General features: G+C 71.1%; 14 protein-coding genes and 1 CRISPR repeat array. Of the genes, 9 read left to right on the forward strand and 5 right to left on the reverse strand.

All coding sequences use genetic code 11. From position 1 onward, the window contains the following. Positions 1 to 2 precede the first annotated feature (2 nt). Both ACWCSV_RS12005 and ACWCSV_RS12010 read right to left on the reverse strand, forming a co-directional pair. Entirely contained in the window at positions 3 to 923 is a 921-nt protein-coding gene (locus tag ACWCSV_RS12005; protein WP_451141095.1) for a carbohydrate ABC transporter permease, read from the reverse strand. Continuing rightward, the gene (locus ACWCSV_RS12010) at positions 923 to 1,849 is read right to left on the reverse strand and encodes a carbohydrate ABC transporter permease (protein WP_451141097.1); all 927 of its coding nucleotides are present in this window, start codon (positions 1,847 to 1,849) and stop codon (positions 923 to 925) included. The genes ACWCSV_RS12005 and ACWCSV_RS12010 overlap by 1 nt, the downstream gene beginning before the upstream one ends. Before the next feature lie 343 nt (positions 1,850 to 2,192). On the opposite strand from ACWCSV_RS12010, the gene ACWCSV_RS12015 reads away from it, so the two are divergent. Further along, positions 2,193 to 4,481: an FAD-dependent oxidoreductase gene (locus ACWCSV_RS12015; RefSeq protein WP_451141099.1), complete on the forward strand. Its 2,289-nt coding sequence runs from the start codon at positions 2,193 to 2,195 to the stop codon at positions 4,479 to 4,481. A gap of 69 nt (positions 4,482 to 4,550) precedes the next feature. On the opposite strand, the gene ACWCSV_RS12020 is transcribed toward ACWCSV_RS12015, so the two are convergent. Beyond that, the gene (locus ACWCSV_RS12020; RefSeq protein WP_451141101.1) at positions 4,551 to 5,339 is read right to left on the reverse strand and encodes an IclR family transcriptional regulator; all 789 of its coding nucleotides are present in this window, start codon (positions 5,337 to 5,339) and stop codon (positions 4,551 to 4,553) included. Between the two features lie 211 nt (positions 5,340 to 5,550). Then, positions 5,551 to 6,576 (reverse strand): acetylxylan esterase, encoded by a 1,026-nt coding sequence (locus ACWCSV_RS12025; RefSeq protein WP_451141103.1) that lies wholly within the window; start codon positions 6,574 to 6,576, stop codon positions 5,551 to 5,553. A gap of 612 nt (positions 6,577 to 7,188) precedes the next feature. Between ACWCSV_RS12025 and ACWCSV_RS12030 the strand changes: the two genes are divergently transcribed. The 8 genes from ACWCSV_RS12030 to ACWCSV_RS12065 all read left to right on the forward strand — a co-directional run bounded on the left by ACWCSV_RS12030 (position 7,189) and on the right by ACWCSV_RS12065 (position 16,787). Further along, positions 7,189 to 8,208 (forward strand): LacI family DNA-binding transcriptional regulator, encoded by a 1,020-nt coding sequence (locus tag ACWCSV_RS12030; protein ID WP_451141105.1) that lies wholly within the window; start codon positions 7,189 to 7,191, stop codon positions 8,206 to 8,208. Between the two features lie 83 nt (positions 8,209 to 8,291). Next, positions 8,292 to 9,590 carry an extracellular solute-binding protein gene (locus tag ACWCSV_RS12035; protein WP_451141107.1) on the forward strand — a complete coding sequence of 433 codons (1,299 nt, stop codon included), beginning with the start codon at positions 8,292 to 8,294 and terminating at the stop codon, positions 9,588 to 9,590. Next, complete coding sequence (locus ACWCSV_RS12040) at positions 9,587 to 10,549, forward strand: carbohydrate ABC transporter permease (RefSeq protein ID WP_451141109.1); 963 nt, start codon at positions 9,587 to 9,589, stop codon at positions 10,547 to 10,549. Before ACWCSV_RS12035 ends, ACWCSV_RS12040 begins: the two co-directional genes overlap by 4 nt. 1 nt (position 10,550) lies before the next feature. Then, positions 10,551 to 11,471, forward strand: coding sequence for a carbohydrate ABC transporter permease (locus ACWCSV_RS12045; protein WP_451141111.1), 921 nt, complete (start codon positions 10,551 to 10,553; stop codon positions 11,469 to 11,471). Between the two features lie 7 nt (positions 11,472 to 11,478). Continuing rightward, positions 11,479 to 12,555 (forward strand): glycoside hydrolase family 130 protein, encoded by a 1,077-nt coding sequence (locus ACWCSV_RS12050; RefSeq protein WP_451141113.1) that lies wholly within the window; start codon positions 11,479 to 11,481, stop codon positions 12,553 to 12,555. After that, positions 12,552 to 13,796 carry a Gfo/Idh/MocA family protein gene (locus ACWCSV_RS12055; RefSeq protein ID WP_451141115.1) on the forward strand — a complete coding sequence of 415 codons (1,245 nt, stop codon included), beginning with the start codon at positions 12,552 to 12,554 and terminating at the stop codon, positions 13,794 to 13,796. Before ACWCSV_RS12050 ends, ACWCSV_RS12055 begins: the two co-directional genes overlap by 4 nt. Beyond that, positions 13,793 to 15,415, forward strand: coding sequence for a glycoside hydrolase family 13 protein (locus ACWCSV_RS12060; RefSeq protein WP_451141117.1), 1,623 nt, complete (start codon positions 13,793 to 13,795; stop codon positions 15,413 to 15,415). The genes ACWCSV_RS12055 and ACWCSV_RS12060 overlap by 4 nt, the downstream gene beginning before the upstream one ends. Then, a complete protein-coding gene (locus tag ACWCSV_RS12065) occupies positions 15,399 to 16,787 on the forward strand; it encodes a phosphomannomutase/phosphoglucomutase (RefSeq protein ID WP_451141119.1) in 1,389 nt (462 codons plus the stop codon). Before ACWCSV_RS12060 ends, ACWCSV_RS12065 begins: the two co-directional genes overlap by 17 nt. Before the next feature lie 335 nt (positions 16,788 to 17,122). Continuing rightward, a CRISPR array of direct repeats spans positions 17,123 to 19,107; the repeat unit is 29 nt; unit sequence GTCCTCTCCGCGCGAGCGGAGGTGAACCG. 133 nt (positions 19,108 to 19,240) lie between these two features. On the opposite strand, the gene ACWCSV_RS12070 is transcribed toward ACWCSV_RS12065, so the two are convergent. Next, entirely contained in the window at positions 19,241 to 20,953 is a 1,713-nt protein-coding gene (locus ACWCSV_RS12070; RefSeq protein ID WP_451141121.1) for an MFS transporter, read from the reverse strand. Positions 20,954 to 21,446 lie beyond the last annotated feature (493 nt).

Raw genomic sequence — 21,446 nt, forward strand, 5'->3', positions numbered from 1 at the left:
GGTCAGCTCTTGACCGAACCGGCGGTCATGCCGCCGACGAGATAGCGCTGAAGGAACATGAAGGCGACGACCACCGGGATGGAGACCACGAGCGACGCAGCCATCAGCTGGGGCCAGGAGGTCTGGAATTCGCCGATGTAGGTGGAGACCAGGCCGGGAGGCAGGGTCTGCTTCTCCTTGTCGGCCAGGGTCAGCGCGAAGATGAAGTCGTTCCAGCCGCGGACGAAGGCGAAGAGCCCGGCGGCGACCATCCCGGGTGCGGCCAGCGGCGCCACGATGGAGTGCAGCGTCCGCCACCGGGAGGCGCCGTCGATGGACGCCGCTTCCAGCAGGGCGTCCGGGATGGTGTCGAAGATGCCCTTCAGCATCCAGACGCACAGCGGCATGGTGAACGTGGTGAAGGAGAGCACCAGGGCGGTGTACGTGTTGAGCATGCCGAAGCTGGAGAAGACCGTGTACAGGGTCACCAGCAGCAGCGCCTGGGGGAACATCTGGGAGGCCAGCACCAGGTGCATCAGCGACCGCCGTCCCCGGTAGCGGAACTTGGAGAACGAGTAGCCCATGTACGTGGCGACGACCACGCTCAGCACGGCGGTGATCGAGGCCACGATGAGCGAGTTGATCATGTACTTGATCAACTGGTCGTTGTCGGCCAGGGCCGTGAAGTTGTCGAGGGTGAGGTCGGTGGGTATCAGCTTCGGCGGGAACTGGAAGGTCGACTCGGGGGTGCTCAGCGCGGTGGCGAGCAGCCAGTAGACCGGCAGCAGGCCGAAGGCGCCGATGACGACGACCGCACTCCAGGCGGCGATCCGCGAACGCAGCAGGTCCTTGCGCATACGGCGCCGGGCGCCGTGCCCCGCCCGCGTGGCGGACGGCCGCGGCCGGTCGACGGCGGACAGCGGGGTGGAGGTGGTGGAGGTCATCAGGCGTCGCCCTTCCGCTCGGTGATCCTGAGGTAGACGACGACGAGGAGGAGCAGGAGCAGCATCCACAGTCCGCCCAGCGCGGTGGCCCGGCCGATGTCGAAGCCCTTGAAGGCGGTCTGGTACACGGCGGTCGCGAACGTCTGGGTGGTGCCGGCCGGTCCGCCACCGGTGAGCACGTAGATGGTGTCGAAGTGCTGGAAGTTCCAGATGAACTCCAGCAGGAGCACGATCGAGGCGACACCGCGGATCTGCGGCCAGGTGACGGAGAAGAAGCGCCGGACCGAACCCGCCCCGTCCATCGAGGCCGCCTCGTGCAGCTCCTTGGGCACGGTCTGCAGACCGGCCAGGAGCATCACCATCATCCAGGGGAAGCTGGCCCAGGTCTTGGTGACGATGACGGCGAGCATCGCGGTACCGGGCTGCCCGAGCCAGGCCACGGACTCCTCGATGATTCCGGCCTTCATGAGGACGCCGTTGAGCACCCCGTAGTTCGCGTTGAAGATCCACATCCAGAGGAAGGAGACCACCACGCCCGGGATCACCCAGGGGAACAGGAACAGGCCCCGCAGGAAACCGCTGCCCTTGAGTCCCGTGTTCAGCGCGAGCGCGAGCGCCAGGCCGAGCACGAAGGGGACGAGCGTCGCGCCGACGGTGAAGACCAGCGTCTGCTTGAGGATGGTGAGGAAGTCGCCGTCCAGCCAGTAGGTGAAGTTGTCCAGGCCGACGAACTCCCGGCCCGGCAGCCGCAGATCCTGCTTGAAGAAGCCGGTGAACAGCGCCGACAGCAGCGGATAGAAGATGATCGCCGCGAAGAGGGCGAGTCCCGGTGCGGTCAGCAGCAGGGCGAACGCACCGTCGGAGAGCCGTCCACTGGTCCGCTGACGGGGCGGGGGCGCCTTCTGGGGAGGTGCGGCCGTACTCATGGGTCTGTCCTCTCAAACGGTGGCGGGAGCGCCGGGGCCCTGTGGGAACGCCAACCCTGCTCCAGTGAATACAAGTTGCAGCATGCGGGATCGTTCTCCATATCGTGCGATGGAGTCAACCCTTTTGGTCGGTGAATCGCCGGTTCTGTGCGGGACCGGCGATCTCGCCCCACCTGCGCCGAACATGTGCTTCGACGCGCGTCGGCCGGGTCGGTGGCCGCAACGGAACTTACAACGGATCCCACTGGCTGAACAGTGGTTGCACAATATGGATGTGATGTACGTTCAAGGCCGCTCCGCTGCTGCGGGGAGTATCCGAGCATCACACCGAGGAGGCCGCACCGTGCGGGAAGAAGAGGTCCATTACGACATCGCCGTGATCGGCGGCGGACTGGCGGGGACCTGCGCGGCCATCGCTGCGGCCCGGCTCGGCCGGCGCGTCGCCCTGGTCAACAACCGGCCCGTCCTGGGCGGCAACGCCAGCAGCGAGATCCGCGTCTGGGTCTGCGGTGCCAGCGCACACGGCGTGCACCGCTGGGCCCGCGAGACCGGAATCATGGGCGAGTTGTACACCGAGAACCAGTACCGCAACCCCGAGGGCAACCCCTACTACTGGGACCAGGTCGTCCTCGACGCCGTCCGCGCGGAACCCGGCATCGACCTCTACCTCAACACCGACGTGCGCGAGGTCGACGCGAGCGGCCCCGACGACAGCCGCCGGGTGCACTCCTGCACCGGCTGGATGATGGGCTCGGAGCGCCGTATCACCTTCCACGCGGACCAGTTCCTCGACTGCACCGGAGACGGCCTGCTCGGCCACCTCGCCGGCGCCCACTACCGCATAGGCCGCGAGGCGCAGGCCGAGTTCGACGAGCCCTGGGCGCCGGCCGAGGCGGACCGCTCGCTGCTCGGGTCGACGATCCTCTTCCACAGCAGGGACACGGGAGCGCCGGCGAAGTTCGTACCGCCCGCCTACGCCAAGGACCTGTCGACCACACCCATCCTGCGCAACCGCATCCTGCGCACCGGGGACAACGGCTGCGACTACTGGTGGGTCGAGTGGGGCGGCGAACTCGACACCGTCCACGACAACGAACGCATCCGCGACGAGCTCCAGGCCGTGATCATGGGCATCTGGGACCACATCAAGAACTCCGGCCAGTTCCCGGACGCGGCGAACCTCACCCTGGAATGGGTCGGCAGCCTCCCCGGCAAGCGCGAATACCGCCGCTTCCTCGGCGACCACGTCCTCACCCAGCAGGACATCCTCCAGCAGCGCCAGTTCGCCGACGGGGTCGCCTTCGGCGGCTGGTCCGTGGACCTCCACCCCGTACAGGGCATGTACGCCGACGAGCCCGGCGCGCGCCAGCGGTACGCGGACGGCATCTTCCACATCCCGCTGCGCTCCCTGTACTCGGCGAACGTCACCAACCTTCACTTCGCCGGGCGCAACATCTCCGCCACCCACATCGCCTTCGGGGCCACCCGCGTCATGGCCACCTGCGCGACCCTCGGCGAGGCCGCGGGCACCGCTGCGGCGCTGTGCGTCGCCGAGGGCCTCACCCCGCGCGAACTCGCCACCGCACGGCCGGAACTGGTGCGCCGCACCCTGCTGCGCCAGGACGCCTCGGTCATCGGCGCCGCCGACGACGACCCCGGCAACCTGGCGCGCGCGGCCCGCGTCAGCGCCTCCTCCCACCTGGCCCGGCTGGCCGCCGAGCCCACCGAGGCCTCGCCCGGCGCCCCGTACCCCCTCACCCGCGACCTCGCCCTCCTCCTGCCGGTGGACCCCGCACTCGACACGGTCGACCTCCTCGTCCACGGAGCCCCGGACGGCCACGAACGCGAACTCACCGTGGAACTCTGGGACACGGGCAACCCCGAGAACGCGGTCCCCGCCGGTCATCTCCTCACGACCACGGTCACCGTCCCGTCCGGCGGCCCCCACTGGGTCACGGCCCGCCTCGGCCACCGTCCGGACACCCCCCGGAACGCGATCCTCATCGTCCGGGCCTGCGCGGACACGGCCCTGGTCCTGCTCCCCGAACGCACCGACGGCGTCCTCGCGCTGCGCCGGAAGGCCGAGGGAGACGCGGCCGTCGACCACGACATCCCGGAGGAGGAGGGCCAACTGGTCCTGGAATGGCAGGCCCGCGGCCTGCGCCGGCAGACCTTCGCCTTCCGGGCGGCCCCCGCCACCACGGCGTTCCACCCCGAACGGGCCGTGGGCGGATACCAACGTCCCTACGGCGGCCCGAACATGTGGTCCTCCGCGCCGCAGGGCACCGAGGAGTGGCTCCGCCTCGACTGGCACGACGAGCAGGAACTCACCGAGACGCGCCTGGTGTTCGACGACGACGTCGACGAGTACCTCAACAACCTGCACCGTCACCGGACGCCGTACGAGGTCATGCCGGAGCTCGTACGCGACTACCGCGTCCAGAGCCGGGACGCCGAGGGCCGGTGGCACACGCTCCTGACGGTGACGGACAACCGGCGCCGCCACCGTGTGCACGCGCTGGAGACCGCGGACGGCGGCCCCGTACGCACCCGGGCGCTCCGGCTCGTGGTCGACGCGACGCACGGGGCACGGCACGCGCACGTGAGCGCCTTCAAGGCGTACGGCGCGTAACCGCACAGCGGGCGCGCGAAGGGGCCGGTGGAGGCCGATCAGCCTCCACCGGCCCCTTCGCCGTGCGCGTCAGAGCGCGCCGAGTGCCTGACTGATGGCGTCGGCGGCCTCGATGACCTCGCGGACGAGGGCGACACGCTGGCCCTCGGCGCCGGAACGCTCCCCGAGCAGCGAGGCCGGACCCCACAGGGAGATGGCGGCGACCACGTCCCCCGACGCGTCACGGACGGGCGCGGCCAGGGACGCGCGGCCCAGGGCGCGCTCCTCGGCCTCGACGGCGTACCCGGTCCGCCGGACGGTCTCGATCTCGGCGTCGAGGAGGTCGTGACTGGTGGTCGTGTACTCGGTGTGCGCGTCGAGAGGATCGCCCAGCAGCTTGCGACGCTCCCTGGGGGAGAGGCCGGTGAGCAGGCACTTGCCGATGCTCGTGGCGTGCAGCGGGGCGGTGTGTCCCGCCTGCGTGTAGGACTTGGGGGCGCGGGGGCCCTCGAAATTGCCGAGGAACATCAGCTCGCCACCGCGGCGTACGGCCACGTTGGCACCGAGCCCGGTGCTGGTGGCGAGGCCCTGGAGCACCATGCGGGCGGCCCGGTGCACGGGGTGGCGGTTGGTGGCGGTGGCGGCGAGGGGGAGGAGGCCGAGGCTGAGCCGGTAGAGGTTGCTGACCGGATCACGTTCGACCATGTCGAGGCGCTCCAGGGTGGACAGCAGGCGAGAGGTGGTCGACGAGCCCAGGCCGGTCAGCTCGGCGACGTCGGACACACGGAGTTCGGGCCGGCCGGAGTCGAGTGCGCGCAGCACCGAAACCGCTCGTTCGACGCTCTGGTTCGTCCCGGCATCAGTCCCCCGCGTAGCCATGACCCTCCTCATTTTGCAAACGGCTTGCACTATCTGCATCAGCATATCGCGCATGATCGACGGCTGTACGTGGAACCGGCGACCGGGGCGGTTCCGCGACGGCAGGCGGGGGAGGAAGTGGCGGCGCCGCGGAACCGCCAGGTCACAGGGTGGAGATGTCCGGGCCGCCGGACCCGGTGAGCCCGGTGGAGCCCGTAGGCGTGGCGGTGGGTCAGGCGGGGGAGTGCGACTCCTCCGCACGGCCCGCCGTCGACAGGAAGCGCCGCTGGGCCTCCTCCACGGCCGCCGTCTCGGCCGGCTCGCCCGGGTGGTCGAAGTGGCCCGCCCGCAGAACGAGGAGTTCGCGCGGTCCGGCCAGCGCGTTGTGTATCGCGAACTGCCCCGGTGGGGGTACCGACGGATCGAAGAGGGCGGCGGCCACATGGACCGGGATGCGAAGGTGGCGGGCGGCCGTCGCGGCGTCGAAGTACGCGAGGACGTCCAGCACCGAGGGGTCCTCCGCGAGGCGTGTACGGACCGACTCCCCGCTGCCCGTGCACGGCAGTGTCACCCGCAGCGGATGGTTCCCGAAGGTCGGCACCGTCAGGCCGGCGGCATGGAAACGGTCGTCCCAGGGAAGCGCCAACGCCCCGATGCCACCGCCGAAACTGGTGCCCAGGTAGGTCAGCCGGCCGGCAGCCTCGGGCACCAGTTGCCGCAGTGCGGTGGCCCCGCACCAGACGTCCGCCACGCAGCCGCCGATGAGGTACGACTCCCGGGCGCCGATGCCCTGCAGTACGTGCCCGGCCGAATGCGAGGGCACGCCCGGCAGCAGGCTCCGCGTTCCGAGCCCGCGCAGGCAGGGCCAGATGGTCGCGGTCTCCGGTGGGGCCTGCCAGGAATCCGGGGCCTCCCGGCCTCCGTAACCGTGCGTCGACACGCAGCCCTGCGTCACGTGCCCGTCGGCCGGGACGGTCAGCCAGCCCCCGATGCGGACGCCGTCGGCCGACGTGTACGAGACGTCGGCGACCCGCACGCCGTCCACCGTGGTCCAGGGCCCCTCGATCCGGGGCTCCGGGTCGGTGCTCAGCGCACGCGCGTGGCGCTCCCGCCAGAAGTCGGCGAAGTCGTCCGGTCCTTGCGGAGCCCCCACCGCGAGGAGGTGCGGCAGGTCGTAGCCGTGAGTGGGATCGAAGGGGAAGTCATGGTGGAGCGGGCTGAGTTCACTGTCGTCCGACGTGAGCGGATGGGTGGGCACGTTCTCTCCTCGTTCGGTGTGTGCGGTGACCGGCACGCCGTTGTGGAACAGCTCCCGGCGCGGCGCGTCCTGGCCGGTGGACGCTGGGTCCTCGGTACGGGACCGGCCTGCCCGCCGGATGGTCAGGGCGGTTGTTCACGGCCGTCGTTCTGGTGACGACGGCGGCGAGTCGGCCCGGGGCGGCAATTCGGGGTGGCGGCGCTGGGGGAGACCTCACGATGCCCGTCGGCACGATCCCCGTTGCGATGATCATCGCCCGCGCGACCATACGGCGGCCCACCAGCACCCTGCAACAGGTTGTGGCCCGGTTTTCCGGCCGGACTTCTCCCTCCGTGCTCATCGGTGCGGCTCGACGCGACGTCCCGCCTGCCCGCCGTGCACGTGTCGGTGCGGGAGCGTCCTTCGGTGTGCCGCCTCGCGCGATTACCCCATGAACCCGTCGTCCCGCTAGGGCGTAGATCACTGTCCTGGGGCCATTGACGCCTCTGATTCAAACCGGTTTAGTGATGGCCAGTTGATCACCTAAACCGGTTTAGAGGCCGGATGGTCGATCAGAACCACTTCAACCCCCTTTGCCCGCTTGTCGGCAAGGCGGAGAGCGGAAGGCGCGCCATGGCCCGCAGGCCCACCATCGACGACGTCGCACGGCGTGCGGGTGTCTCGCGCAGTTCCGTCTCCTTCGCCCTGAACGACCGGCCCGGGATCGCCGAGGAGACCAAGGCGCGCATCCTCGCCGCCGCGGCCGAACTCGGCTGGACGCCGAGCCGCCCGGCACGGGCCCTCTCGCTGGGCAAGGCCGGAGCCTTCGGGCTCGTTCTCGCCCGGGAGCCCGACCTCATCGGCGCCGACCTGTTCTTCCCCGCGTTCATCGCGGGTGTCGAGGTGGTCCTCGGGGAGCGCGGCGACGGGCTCATGGTGCACCTCACCACCCCCGAGCGGGAGCGGTCCGTGTACGAACGGCTGGCCGCCGACCGCCGGGTGGACGGTGTGCTCCTCACCGACCTGCGCCACGGCGACCCCCGCCCCGGCCTCGTGCACCGGCTCGGACTGCCGGCCGTCGTGGTCGGACAGAGCGAGTGGAGCGACGGCCTGAGCTCGGTGAGCCTCGACGACCGGCCCGCCTACGTGGAAGCCGTGCGACGCCTGGCGGAGCTGGGGCACCGGCGCATCGCGCACGTCGAAGGACCCCAGGAGTTCCGCCACGCGCACCGGCGCAGGGCGGCCTGGCAGGAGACGCTGCACTCCCTCGGCCTGCCCGAAGGGCCCGTGCGGCCCGGCGGCTTCACGGCGGAAGGCGGAGCGAGGGCCACCCGCGAGCTGCTGTCGCTCCCCGAACCGCCCACCGCGATCGTCTACGGGAACGACCTGGCCGCCATGGCCGGGCTCTCCGTGGCCCAGGAGCTGGGCGTTCCGGTACCGGACCGCCTTTCCGTCGTCGGCTACGACGACACCAGCCTCACCCGCTACACCCACCCGCCGCTCTCCTCCGCCCGCGCCGACGCGCGCGGCTGGGGCGAGGCGGCGGCCCGCGCCCTGGACCGGGTGCTGGCCGGCGAGGAGGTGGCGCACGTCGTGCTGCCGCCCGCCGAGTTCGTCCCCCGCGCCTCGATGGGCCCGGCGCCCCGCGCCTGACGGCGGGCCGACGGCCCAGTGGGGCGCGGCAAGGAATGTCCGTCCGGCGACGAGGCCGGGCGTGAACAGTTCGGAGAGTTTGCATGCTGAGGAGAACGGCGTACTCGCTGCTCGTACTCGCCCTCGCGAGTGCAGTGACCGCCTGCGGCCGGTCGGCCCCGGACGGGGTGACCGCGGCGAACGCGCGCGGCCCCATCACGGTCTGGCTGTCCAACAACGCCCAGGAAGTGGCCTGGGGCGAGAGCATGGTCGCCGCCTGGAACAAGAGCCACCCGGACCAGCACGTCACCGCCCAGCAGATCCCGGCGGGCAAGACGTCCGAGGAGGCGATCAGCGCCTCGATCATCGCGGGCACCAGTGCCTGCCTGGTCTTCAACACCGCGCCGGCGTCGGTGCCGACCTTCGAGAAGCAGAACGGCCTCGTACCGCTCAGCGACTTCCCGGACGGCGACGCCTACATCCAGCGGCGCGGCGGCGCACTCACCGACCAGTACAAGTCGCAGGACGGCAAGTTCTACCAACTGCCGTGGAAGAGCAACCCGATCATGATCCTCTACAACAAGAAGATCTTCGCGAAGGCCGGCCTGGACCCGGAACACCCCCGACTGGCCACCTACAGCCAGTTCCTGAAGACCAGCCGCACCCTCGTGCACAGCGGCGCGGCCAAGGCCGCGATCTGGCCCGCGCCCAGCAGCGAGTTCTTCCAGTCCTGGAACGACTTCTACCCCGCCTTCGCCGCGCAGAGCGGCGGCAAACAGCTGATCGAGGACGGCAAGCCGCAGTTCGACTCACCGGCCGGCCGTCAGGCCGCGGCCTTCTGGCGCACGATGTACGCCGAGAAGCTGGCGCCCCAGGAGGCATACCCCGGTGACGCCGTGAACGACGGGAAGGCCGCCATGGCCACCGTCGGGCCCTGGGCGGTGGCCGCGTACAAGGACAACGTGGACCTCGGCGTCGTCCCCGTACCGACCGCCGCGGGGACGTCGCCCGACGACACGTACTCCTTCAGCGACGAGAAGTCCGCCGCCATGTTCAGCGCCTGCCGCAACCGGGCCACCGCCTGGGACCTGCTGAAGTTCGCCACCTCCGCCCAGCAGGACGGAAAGTTCCTCGACGCGACCGGACAGATGCCGATGCGCGAGGACCTGACCTCCCGCTACCCGGACTTCTTCGCGAAGAAGCCCGTGTACACGGCGTTCGCACGGCAGGCCCAGCACGTCGTCGAGGTCCCCAACGTGCCGGGCTCCGTCGACATCTGGCAGGCGTTCCGCGACGAGTGGACGAAGTCCGTCGTCTTCGGTGACGAATCCACCGGAACCGGACTGCGCAAGGCCTCGGACAAGATATCCAAGCTGCTCGACGAGTACGGAGACCCGTCATGACGAAGCTCCGTCCCACAGCCACGGCCACAGCCACAGCCACAGCCACGGCCACGGCCGGCGCCTCCGGCAAGGCGGCCGGAGTCCGCCACCGGCGGGCGCGCTCCAGGACCGGCGCCCTCTTCGTGACGCCGTACGTCCTCTTCCTGGTGCTCGTCTTCGCGGTCCCGATGGTCTACACCCTGTGGATCTCCGTCCACCGCTTCTACTTCACCGCCCCCGGAACACACGTCGACTCACCGTGGGTCGGGCTCTCCAACTACCGGGACGTCTTCACCGACCCGGTCGTGGGCCGCGCCTTCCTCAACATCGCCGTCTTCCTCGTGATCAACGTGCCGCTCACGGTGATCCTGTCGCTCGTCCTGGCCTCCGCGCTCAACGCGAAGATCCGCTTCCGCGCCTTCTTCCGCGCCGCCTACTACCTGCCGTACATCACGGCGAGCGTCGCGCTGGTCGCCGTATGGCAGTTCCTGTTCGGCTCGGACGGCTTCGTCAACCACATCCTCGGCTCGCACGCGCCGGACCCCTCGTGGCTGGTCAACTCGCACCTCGCGATGCCGATGATCGCCTTCTTCGTCACCTGGAAGCAGCTCGGCTTCTTCGTGATGCTCTACCTCGCCGCACTCCAGAACGTCGGCAAGGAGCTGTACGAGGCGTCCTCCGTCGACGGAGCGGGCCGGGTGCGGCAGTTCTTCGCGGTGACCGTGCCCGGAGTACGGCCCGCCACGACCCTCGTGCTGATCTACGCGATCATCACCGGCGCCAACCTGTTCAGCGAGCCCTACCTGCTGACCGGCGGCGGCGGCCCCGACCACGCCTCCACCTCGCCCGTCCTGCTCATGTACCAGAAGGGCATCGAACAGGGGCACCCCGACTTCGCCGCCGCGCTGGGCGTGGTCCTGGTCGCCTTCGTCCTCGTCATCTCGCTGGTCGCGCGCAAACTCTCCGAGAGGGGCAACTGACATGAGCGCCTCCCACCCCGCCACCGCCCGGGTCACCCCGGGGACGGACCGGCCCTCCTCGGACCTGCCGCACCACACCGGACAGACCGGCAGGCACCGCCCCTGGGGAACGGCCGCCAAGTACACCGTTCTCTCGCTCGGTGCGGTCGCCTTCCTCTTCCCCTTCTACTACATGGTCGTCGGCTCCCTGCGGAAGACGACCACCGGTGACCTGTCCTCCGCCGCTCCCACCGGGCTCACCGGCAGCAGCTACACGGCGGTCGACGGAGCCATCTCGCTGGGCCGTTCCCTGCTCAACTCCGGGATCATGACGATCGGCGTCCTGCTCTGCACCCTCGTCTTCGGGGTGCTCGCCGGCTACGCACTGGCCCAGCTGCACTTCCGCGGCCGGGGCACGGTCTTCGCCTCGCTGCTGCTCGTGCAGATGGTCCCGTTCCAGCTCCTCACGCTGCCGCTCTACGTCCTCGTGGTCCGCGACTACGGGCTGGGCGACAACTACCTCGGGATGATCCTCCCGTTCGCGATCAACTCGACGGCCGTCTTCCTCTTCCGCCAGTTCTTCCTCCAGCTGCCGCAGTCCCTCTTCGAGGCCGCCCGCCTCGACGGCGCGGGAGAACTGCGCATCCTGTGGAGGATCGCCCTGCCGATGGCGCGGCCCGCCGTGCTGTCGGCGATGCTGCTGACCTTCATCGGGCCGTGGAACGAGTTCCTCTGGCCGTTCCTGGTCACCAAGAACGCCGACATGCAACCCCTGGCGGTCTCCCTCGCCAGCTTCCTGTCCAACCTCCAGGGCACGGTCGCCAACCCGACCGGTGCCCTGCTGGCCGGCGCCTGTGTGCTGGCCGCCCCCGCAGTGGCCCTGTTCCTCCTGTTCCAGCGCCACTTCACCTCGACCGACATCGACTCCGGAGTAAAGGGCTGATCCCCGCATGAGCACCAGCAGCACCACCTCGACCATCCCCTACCGCCTCGTACGCAAGGGCCTGGTCATGTCCCCGCTGCCCGGCGAGGCCAACGAAGCGGAGGGCGTCCTCAACCCGGCGTCGGGACGCACCCCCGACGGCCGCCTGCACCTGCTGCCCCGCCTGGTCGCCGAGGGCAACGTCTCCCGCGTCGGCCTCGCCGAGGTCACCTTCACCGACGGCGTCCCCAGCGGCGTCGAGCGGCGCGGGGTCGTCCTCGCGCCCGACGAGGGCTGGGAGCGCGGCACCAACAACGCCGGCGTCGAGGACCCGCGCGTCACCTGGGTCCCCTCGCTCGGCAAGCACGTCATGTCGTACGTCGCCTACGGCCCCCTCGGCCCCAAGCCGGCCCTCGCCGTGTCCGAGGACCTGACCGAGTGGACCCGCCTCGGCCCGATCCAGTTCGCCTACCAGCCGGACCTCGACACCGACCTCAACCTCTTCCCGAACAAGGACGTCGTCCACTTCCCGGAGCCCGTACCCGGCCCCGACGGCGAGCCCGCCTACGCGATGCTGCACCGCCCGATGTGGGACCTCGGCTGGTTCCGCCCCGGCGAGGGCGTGCACCTGCCGGCCGGGATCACCGACGAACGGCCCGGCATCTGGATCTCCTACGTGCCCGTCGCCGAGGTCGAGGCCGACATCCGCGCCCTGACCCGCCCGCGCGACCACCGGCTCGTCGCCCTCTCCGCATACCCCTGGGAGGACCTGAAGATCGGCGGCGGCCCCGCCCCGATCCGCGTGCCCGAGGGCTGGCTCCTCATCCACCACGGCGTCTCCGGCCACATCGAGGACCCCTTCGCCCAGAACCAGAAGGTCTCCTACGCGGCCGGCGCGATGATCCTCGACCCCGCCGACCCCGCCAAGGTCCTCGCCCGCTCCGACGAGCCGCTGATGGCGCCCGAGACCGAGGAGGAGCGCTCCGGAACCGTCCCGAACGTCGTCTTCCCGACCGCGATCGAGGAGATCGACGGCGAGCTGTACGTCTTCTACGGCATGGCCGACGCCCACATCGGCGTCGCCCTCCTGGAGCGCACCGCATGACCTCCGCGCCGGCCCCCCTCGGCCTCGGACTGGTCGGCTGCGGCGGCTTCGGGACGTACGTCCTGGACGCCGTGGCCGGCCTGCCCGGGCTGCGCCCGACCGCTGTCGCCGACCCCGACCCCGTACGGGCGAGGGCGCTCGGCGAGCGGCACGGCGTCCCCGCGTTCGGCTCCCTGGAGGAGCTGCTGGAGCGCGCGGACGTGGCGGCCGTCGCCATCGCCACCCCGCCGGCCGCGCACGCCGCGATGGCCACCGCCGCGCTGCGCGCCGGCCGGCACGTGTTCTGCGAGAAACCGCTCGCCACCACGGCGCGGGACGCCCGCGCCGTGGCCCGCGAGGCCGAACGCGCCGGACGGGCCCTGGTCGTCGACCACGTCCTGCGCTACAACCCGCTGCTGCGCGCCCTGGAACGGCTCATGGCCGAGGGGCTGCTCGCCGCCCCGCGCCGGTTCATGTTCGAGAACGACGCCTCCGACCAGGACCTCGGCCCCGGCCACTGGTTCTGGGACCGGGAGCACAGCGGCGGCATCTTCGTCGAGCACGGCGTCCACTTCTTCGACGCGGCGCGCGCCCTGCTGGGCTCCGACCCGGTCAGCGTGCGCGCGACCGCCGTACGACGGCCCGGCGGACCCGTCGACATGGTCAGCGCCGACGTTCTCCACCCCGGCGGCGTCCTCGCCTCCCACCTGCACTCCTTCACCCACGCGCACCGCTGCGAACGCCAGACGATGCGCCTGGACCACGGATTCGCCGAGACCAGGGTCGAGGGCTGGATCCCGGTCCGCGCCGAGATCTCGGCCTGGACCGACGAGGCGGGCGTCCGGGCCTGGGAGGAACTGCCGGACCGGGCCGCCGCCCTGCTGCACGTGGACGGCTTCCGCCCCCACGGAAGCGAACGCGTCACCGTCACCGTCGAACGTGACGCCGGGAACTCCGCCCCCGCGAGCGGACGTGGAGAGGTCCGCACCGTGCCGCACCACGTCCGCGCCGTCCTCGACCTCGGCGGCGAAGCCCGTAAACCGCACGCCTACCGTGAGAGCGTCCGCGCCGCCGTCGCCGACCTGGTCCGCGTCGCACGCGACGGCGGCACCCCGGTAGCCGACGCGCTCGCCGGGCTCACCGCCGTCGCCGTCGCCGAGGCGGCGACCCTCGCCGCCGACACCGGCACCGAACAGCCCGTACCCGCCCCCGGCATCGCGCCGCACCCCACCGCACCACCGCACCTCCAGGAGTCCTCATGAGCTGGTGGCAGGACACCGTCTGCTACGAGTTGTACCCGCGCGCCTTCGCCGACTCCGACGGCGACGGCATCGGCGACCTCGCCGGAGCCACGGCCCGGCTCGACCACATCGCGGAGCTCGGCGCCGACGCCGTCTGGATCACGCCGTTCTACCCCTCGCCGCTCGCCGACGGCGGATACGACATCGCCGACCACACCGGCGTCGCCGCCGACCTCGGCAGCCCGGAGGACTTCGACGGACTCACCGCCCGCGCCCACCACCTGGGCCTGAAGCTCATCGTCGACCTCGTGCCCAACCACACCTCCGACCGGCACCCCTGGTTCCAGGAGGCGCTGGCGGCAGGACCCGGCTCCGCCGCGCGCGACCGCTACCTCTTCCGCCCGGGCCGCGGTGCGGCCGGCGAACTCCCGCCCAACGACTGGCAGTCGGCCTTCGGCGGCCCCGCCTGGACGCGCGTACCGGACGGCCAGTGGTACTGCCACCTCCACGCACCCGAGCAGCCCGACCTCAACTGGCGTTCTCCCGAGGTGCGTCACGCCTTCACCGGCATCCTGACGTACTGGCTGGACCGGGGCGTGGACGGCTTCCGCGTCGACGTCGCCCACGCCCTGTTCAAGGCCGAGGGCTTTCCCGACGCCGGACCCGGACAGCACCAGGACCCGCTGCGCAACCACCTCATGCCCTACTACGACCAGGAGGAACTGCACCCGCTCTACCGCGAGTGGCGCACCCTCCTCGACACCCACCCGGCACCGCCCGGCGCCGTACCCCCGCACGAGCGGGTCATGGTCGCCGAGTCCGCCGTCTTCGACCCGGCCAGGCTCGCCCGCTACACCCGGCCCGACGAGATGCACCAGGCCTTCAACTTCGCCTTCCTGGAAGCCGCCTGGGAACCGGGCGAGCTGCGCCGCGTCATCGACGCCTCGTTCCGTGCCCCCGGCGACGGGGCCGTCACCTGGCTGCTCTCCAGCCACGACGCGGTCCGCCCGGTCACCCGCCTCGGCTCCGCCGGCCGCGCGAGGGCCGCCGCCCTGCTCATGCTCGCCCTGCCCGGCTCCGCCTACCTCTACCAGGGCGAGGAACTCGGCCTGCCGCAGGCCCACATCCCCGACGACCGCATCCTCGACCCGCTGTGGGAGCGCTCCGGCCACACCGACCGGGGCCGCGACGGCTCCCGCGTCCCGCTGCCGTGGTCCGGCGACCGCGCCCCGTACGGCTTCACCACCGCGGACCCCGACCGCACATGGCTGCCGCAGCCGGACGACTGGGGACCCCACACCGTCACCGCCCAGGAACACGACCCCGATTCCACGCTCACCCTGTACCGCAGGGCCCTGCGCCTGCGCCGCGCCCACCCCGCGTCCGACCCGACGGCCCCGCCGCACTGGTACTCGGCGCCCCCCGACCCGTACCTCGCCTTCCGCCGCTCCGGCCTGACCTGCGTCGTCAACCTCGCGGACCGGCCCCTGACCTGGACCACCCTCGGCGTGACCGGCCACCCGGTCCTGGCCAGCGGACCGCTCGACGGCGACGCGATCCCGCCCGACACGGCCCTGTGGCTCCTCGACACCCCCGATCCGCAGTCCCCCGAAGGAGACGGCCATGGCCGCGCCCACTGAACCCGCTCCCCGCACCGACCTCTCCGGACTCGTCAAGGCGTACGACGTGCGCGGCGTCGTACCCGACCAGTGGGACGAAACCACTGCCGAGCTCTTCGGTGCCGCGTTCGTCCAGGTCACCGGGGCGGGCGCCCTCGTGACCGGCCACGACATGCGCGCCACCTCGCCGGGCCTCGCGCGCGCCTTCGCACGCGGAGCCACGGCCCAGGGTGCCGACGTCACCGAGACCGGCCTCTGCTCGACCGACCAGCTGTACTACGCCTCCGGGGCGTTCGGTCTGCCCGGTGCCATGTTCACGGCCTCCCACAACCCGGCGCGGTACAACGGCATCAAGATGTGCCGGGCCGGTGCCGCGCCGGTCGGCCAGGACAGCGGCCTCGCCGAGATCCGCGCCCTGGTGGAGCGGTGGACCGACAACGGCGCGCCCGCGCCTTCGCCCGCCGGACCCGGCACCCTCACGCACCACGACACCCTGCGCGAGTACGCCGCCCACCTGCTCGGCCTCGTGGACCTCACCGCGATCCGGCCGCTCAAGGTGGTGGTGGACGCGGGCAACGGCATGGGCGGCCACACCGTGCCGACCGTCCTCGCGGGCCTGCCGCTCGACGTCGTACCGATGTACTTCGAGCTCGACGGCACCTTCCCGAACCACGAGGCGAACCCCCTCGACCCGGCCAACATCGTCGACCTCCAGGCCCGCGTGGTCGCCGAGGGCGCCGACCTCGGGCTCGCCTTCGACGGGGACGCGGACCGCTGCTTCGTCGTGGACGAACGAGGAGAGCCGGTCTCGCCGTCCGCCATCACCGCGCTCGTGGCCTCCCGCGAACTCGCCCGCAGGCCCGGCGCGACCGTGCTGCACAACCTGATCACCTCGTGGTCCGTCCCCGAGGTCATCCGCGAGCACGGCGGCACCCCCGTCCGCACCCGCGTCGGCCACTCCTTCATCAAGGCCGAAATGGCCCGCACCGGAGCCGTCTTCGGCGGCGAGCACTCCGCGCACTACTACTTCGCCGACTTCTGGAACGCGGACACCGGCATGCTCGCCGCCCTCCACGTACTCGCCGCCCTCGGCGGACAGGACGGCACGCTGTCCGCCCTCACCCGCACCTTCGAGCGGTACGCCGCCTCCGGCGAGATCAACTCCACCGTCTCCGACCAGTCGGAGCGCCTCGCCGCCGTCCGCACCGCCTGGCGCGACCGCGACGGGGTCACCCTCGACGAACTCGACGGCCTCACCGTGAGCGGCCCGGACTGGTGGTTCAACCTCCGCCCCTCCAACACCGAACCCCTCCTCCGCCTCAACGCCGAGGCCCGCGACCCGCACACCATGCGGACCCTGCGCGACGAGGTGCTGGCCCTCGTCCGTCGCTGAGGTGGGCGGAACTTCCCTTCCCACCCACGCCACCTGATGAGCGAGGCCCCCGGGGCGCTGTCAGAGAACCTCTGCGCTCCCACGGGGGCCGGTGGCTGCGATGTGATCTTGCTCGACGAAGCGTCGTACCTGTTCCTCGACAGGCTCCTGCGCGGATACTGCTTCGCGGCAGCGACCGGCCATGAGCCACGGCGGTACGTTCCCCGAAGTCCCAACCGGCATCGTGTGGAGAGCGACATCTACACTTCTGCGTGAGGGAGATGGGACGGAGAGCATGCGCGTCGAAGCTCGGCAAAGAGACTGCAAAGCCCTCGAGTATGGGCAGGTCGCGAAGGGTCCTCTCCGCGCGAGCGGAGGTGAACCGACCTTGCGGGGCTTCTTCCACCGGAGTGGTTCGTCCTCTCCGCGCGAGCGGAGGTGAACCGGATCAACCAGCCCCTTCAAGGCCGACGCGTGCGTCCTCTCCGCGCGAGCGGAGGTGAACCGTCGCGGCCGAGGCAGATCAGATCGGCGAGGGGGTCCTCTCCGCGCGAGCGGAGGTGAACCGGTCCTGGCTGCGGTCGGCATGTGGCTGTGGAAGTCCTCTCCGCGCGAGCGGAGGTGAACCGGCCGCCGCCCAGACCGCGCAGGGGCCCCAGCTGTCCTCTCCGCGCGAGCGGAGGTGAACCGCACCTCGCGCACCTGGTCGATGATGCGCATCTGTCCTCTCCGCGCGAGCGGAGGTGAACCCACGGTTTCGAGTTCCGGGGTGAGTCCCAGACGGTCCTCTCCGCGCGAGCGGAGGTGAACCAGCGGGCGCGCGACCGGTTCGGCGAAATCTCCGGGGTCCTCTCCGCGCGAGCGGAGGTGAACCGTTGTGGCGACGCCTGCGCCATGACGCCGAGTAGTCCTCTCCGCGCGAGCGGAGGTGAACCGTCCCGGGGCCTTTGCTGTAGCACCTGGTGGCGGTCCTCTCCGCGCGAGCGGAGGTGAACCGCACTACGCCAAGAGCACGTGGCCGATCCTCCCGTCCTCTCCGCGCGAGCGGAGGTGAACCGTCCCACGGCCGCATGGTCGTCCGCGCCGAGGAGTCCTCTCCGCGCGAGCGGAGGTGAACCGCCCGACACATCCCCGGAGGACTCCCACGATGAGTCCTCTCTGCGCGAGCGGAGGTGAACCGTCGGCGACCTGGACCAGCGCGGCCGTCGTCAGGTCCTCTCCGCGCGAGCGGAGGTGAACCGCACTACGCCCACGCACGCCACCCGGTCTCGCGGTCCTCTCCGCGCGAGCGGAGGTGAACCGACCACGATGCAGGTTTCCGCCGGATTCAACACGTCCTCTCCGCGCGAGCGGAGGTGAACCCGTGGCCTGGCGGGCGCTCGGCAACACCGACTACGTCCTCTCCGCGCGAGCGGAGGTGAACCCGTGGCCTGGCGGGCGCTCGGCAACACCGACTACGTCCTCTCCGCGCGAGCGGAGGTGAACCGACGTCCTGGTCGAGAACACCACGACGCTGGCGTCCTCTCCGCGCGAGCGGAGGTGAACCGCTGGTGTAGGGCTGCTTCTCCGCCTCCCACCCGTCCTCTCCGCGCGAGCGGAGGTGAACCGTGCGTCAGCGAGTCGATGATGACGACGTCGATGTCCTCTCCGCGCGAGCGGAGGTGAACCGCCGTCCGGCCGGTACTTCCGGGCCGTGCGCCGGTCCTCTCCGCGCGAGCGGAGGTGAACCGTCCCACGGCCGCATGGTCGTCCGCGCCGAGGAGTCCTCTCCGCGCGAGCGGAGGTGAACCGTCCTGGAACGCCTTCGGGTCGCTGAGCCACACGGTCCTCTCCGCGCGAGCGGAGGTGAACCGAAAACCAGGTCTCCGAGCAGCCAGTAGTAGCCGTCCTCTCCGCGCGAGCGGAGGTGAACCGGGCGAGATGGTGGACCTCACGCTGACGGACACGTCCTCTCCGCGCGAGCGGAGGTGAACCGGCCGATAACCCACGCGGAGATCCGTTCTCCGGGTCCTCTCCGCGCGAGCGGAGGTGAACCGTACCCGGTCGTACTCGCGGGAGAGTTCCGACGGTCCTCTCCGCGCGAGCGGAGGTGAACCGCCTCCCCGCACCGGCCACCGGCCCCCGCCACGGTCCTCTCCGCGCGAGCGGAGGTGAACCGCGAACATGTGAGTCCTTCGAGGTCATGGGGCGGTCCTCTCCGCGCGAGCGGAGGTGAACCGCGAACATGTGAGTCCTTCGAGGTCATGGGGCGGTCCTCTCCGCGCGAGCGGAGGTGAACCGCGGGCTCAGGCGGCGGCCACGTAGTCACCGGAGTCCTCTCCGCGCGAGCGGAGGTGAACCAGTGCGCTCCCGTACAACTCGCGCGCGAGCCACCGCTGCCCCAACGCGCCCGTCCCGTCCCAGGAGCGATTCCGAGGGAGCGGCGTGCCTGGCCGACCACAGCCCGGGAGCAGCGGATCGGCCAGGCGGCCGTTTCAGTGGGCGGGGGTCTCCTCGGGACGGGCGTGGCGGGGGAGCAGGAAGGCGAGGAGGAAGGTGAGGACGAGCATGCCGTCCACAATCCACAGCACGGTCTTCATCGCCGAGCCGAAGCCTCTGCGGAAAGCGGAGGACGCGGTGTCCTGGAGCACGGCGGGCACCTTGGTGGCGGCTTCGGGTGAGGTGGCGGCGGAGCGGGCGTCCTTCTCCAGGCGGGTGCAGGAGGAGGGGGTCGCGGCGGGGTCCTTGGCGACGGCGCGGTCCGCAGCGCAGCGGCGCAGGTCCGCGACGACACGGTCCTGGGCCGCGGGCGTGACGTGGACGGCGCTGAGCCGGTCGCGCAGACCGTCCGCGTGGTGGTCGACGGAACTGGCGATCGAGCCGCCCAGCAGGCCGAAGAACGCCGTGCCGAGGATGGCCACCCCGAAGGCGCCGCCGAGCTGCTGGACGGCGGTCATCGTGCCGGACGCCGAGCCCGTCTCGTGCTGCTCGACGCTGGCGAGCACCATGTCGAAGAACGGCGCCATCAGCAGGCCCATGCCGGTGCCGGTCACGAGCAGGGCGGGCAGGAGCTGCCACGGGCCGACGCCGCCGCCCGCCGTGTCGAGCGTCAGCCAGACACCGAACACGCCGAGTCCCATGACCAGCGCGCCCGCCTGCAACACGGTCCGGCCGAACCGTGCCACGGCCTGGGCCAGTCCGAAGCCGACGATCATGCCGCCGGACCAGGGCACCATCACCAGGCCCGCCTTGAGCGGCGAGTAGCCCAGTCCGATCTGGGTGTAGAGATTGAAGACGAGCATGAAGCCCTGCATGGCCGAGAAGAAGACCAGCCCGAGGGTCATGCCTCCGCTGAACCCGCGCTTGCGGAAAAGGCTCGGGACGACCAGGGGGTCCAGCCCCGCCCTGCTGCGGCGCGACTCGTACACGGCGAAGGCGACGAAGACGGCGACCGAGGCGGCCAGCATCGCGAACGTCCAGGCGGGCCAGTCGTACTCGCGGCCCTGCACCAGCGGGAAGATGACGAGCAGGGCCGCGAGCGAGACCAGGAGCATGCCGGGGATGTCCAGGCGAGGCTTGTCGCCGGCCTGGGTCCTGGGCAGGTAGCGCAGAGCGCCGAGGAAGGCCGCGGCGCCGAGCGGCAGGTTGATCAGAAAGATCATCCGCCATCCGGTGCCGAAGTAGTCGGCGTCCACGAGCCAGCCCGCGAGGATCGGCCCGCACACCGCGGACAGCCCCATGACCGGGCCGAAGAGGCCGAAGGCCTTCTGCGACTCCTTCGGCGGGAACATCTCCTTGATCATGCCGAGGCCCTGAGGCAGCATCACGGCGCCGAACAGTCCCTGGACGACGCGAGCCGTGATCAGCATGCCGGGCGAGGTGGCTATCGCGCACAGCAGCGAACCCGCGGTGAAGCCGGCGGCGCCCACCAGGAACATCCGGCGGCGGCCGTGTATGTCTCCGAGCCGACCACCGGTGACCAGTCCGACGGCCATCGAGAGGGTGTACGCGGCGGCGAGCCACTGCAGCGTGGATGCGCCACCGCCCAGGTCGGCCCGCATGGAGGGACCGGCGATGTTGGTGACTACGGCGTCCAGGAGATCCATCACCTCGGCGGCGAGGATCACGAAGAGCGCGACCCAGCGCCACCGGTAGGGCGCCGGGGAGTCGGTGGGCGTCGGGGATGACGCAACACCGGTGGTGGACATCGGATCTCCTCGTGGAAGGGCAGCGCCGCTCACGTTCGGACGGGGCGCCTGATGGTCGGACTGATGGCATGCCGCAGCGGAGAACACCGCTCGTGGGAGAACGGTGTTCAGTCAGAGAACGGCGTTCATCAAGATATAGCGCAATGGTCCGGCCGGGACAAGATATATCGCGTCCTGCGGGATTGGGTGGTGGGGGTGTGAGCGAGGATGTGTGCCGCCCGGCGGCAGCGTGACAGGACCCCGACGCCACCCGGGCAGTGCTGGGTCACGGGGCTCGACGGCATGACAGCCGGTCCTGGCTGCGCGGCAGGGCGCCCGACGGCGCGGCGCCCGACGGCGCGGCACCCGGTCATCGCGCTGTGTGACAGGGCGCGAGGGGCTCGACGGCATCCGGTCATGGCCGCGCGCGACAAGGCCCGATGTCACCCGCTCACGGCCGGGCGAGCCCGGTGGTCCCGTCGGCGCGTCGGCGTTCCGCCCTCTCCGGCACGTG

Source organism: Streptomyces sp. NPDC001770 (assembly GCF_053596135.1).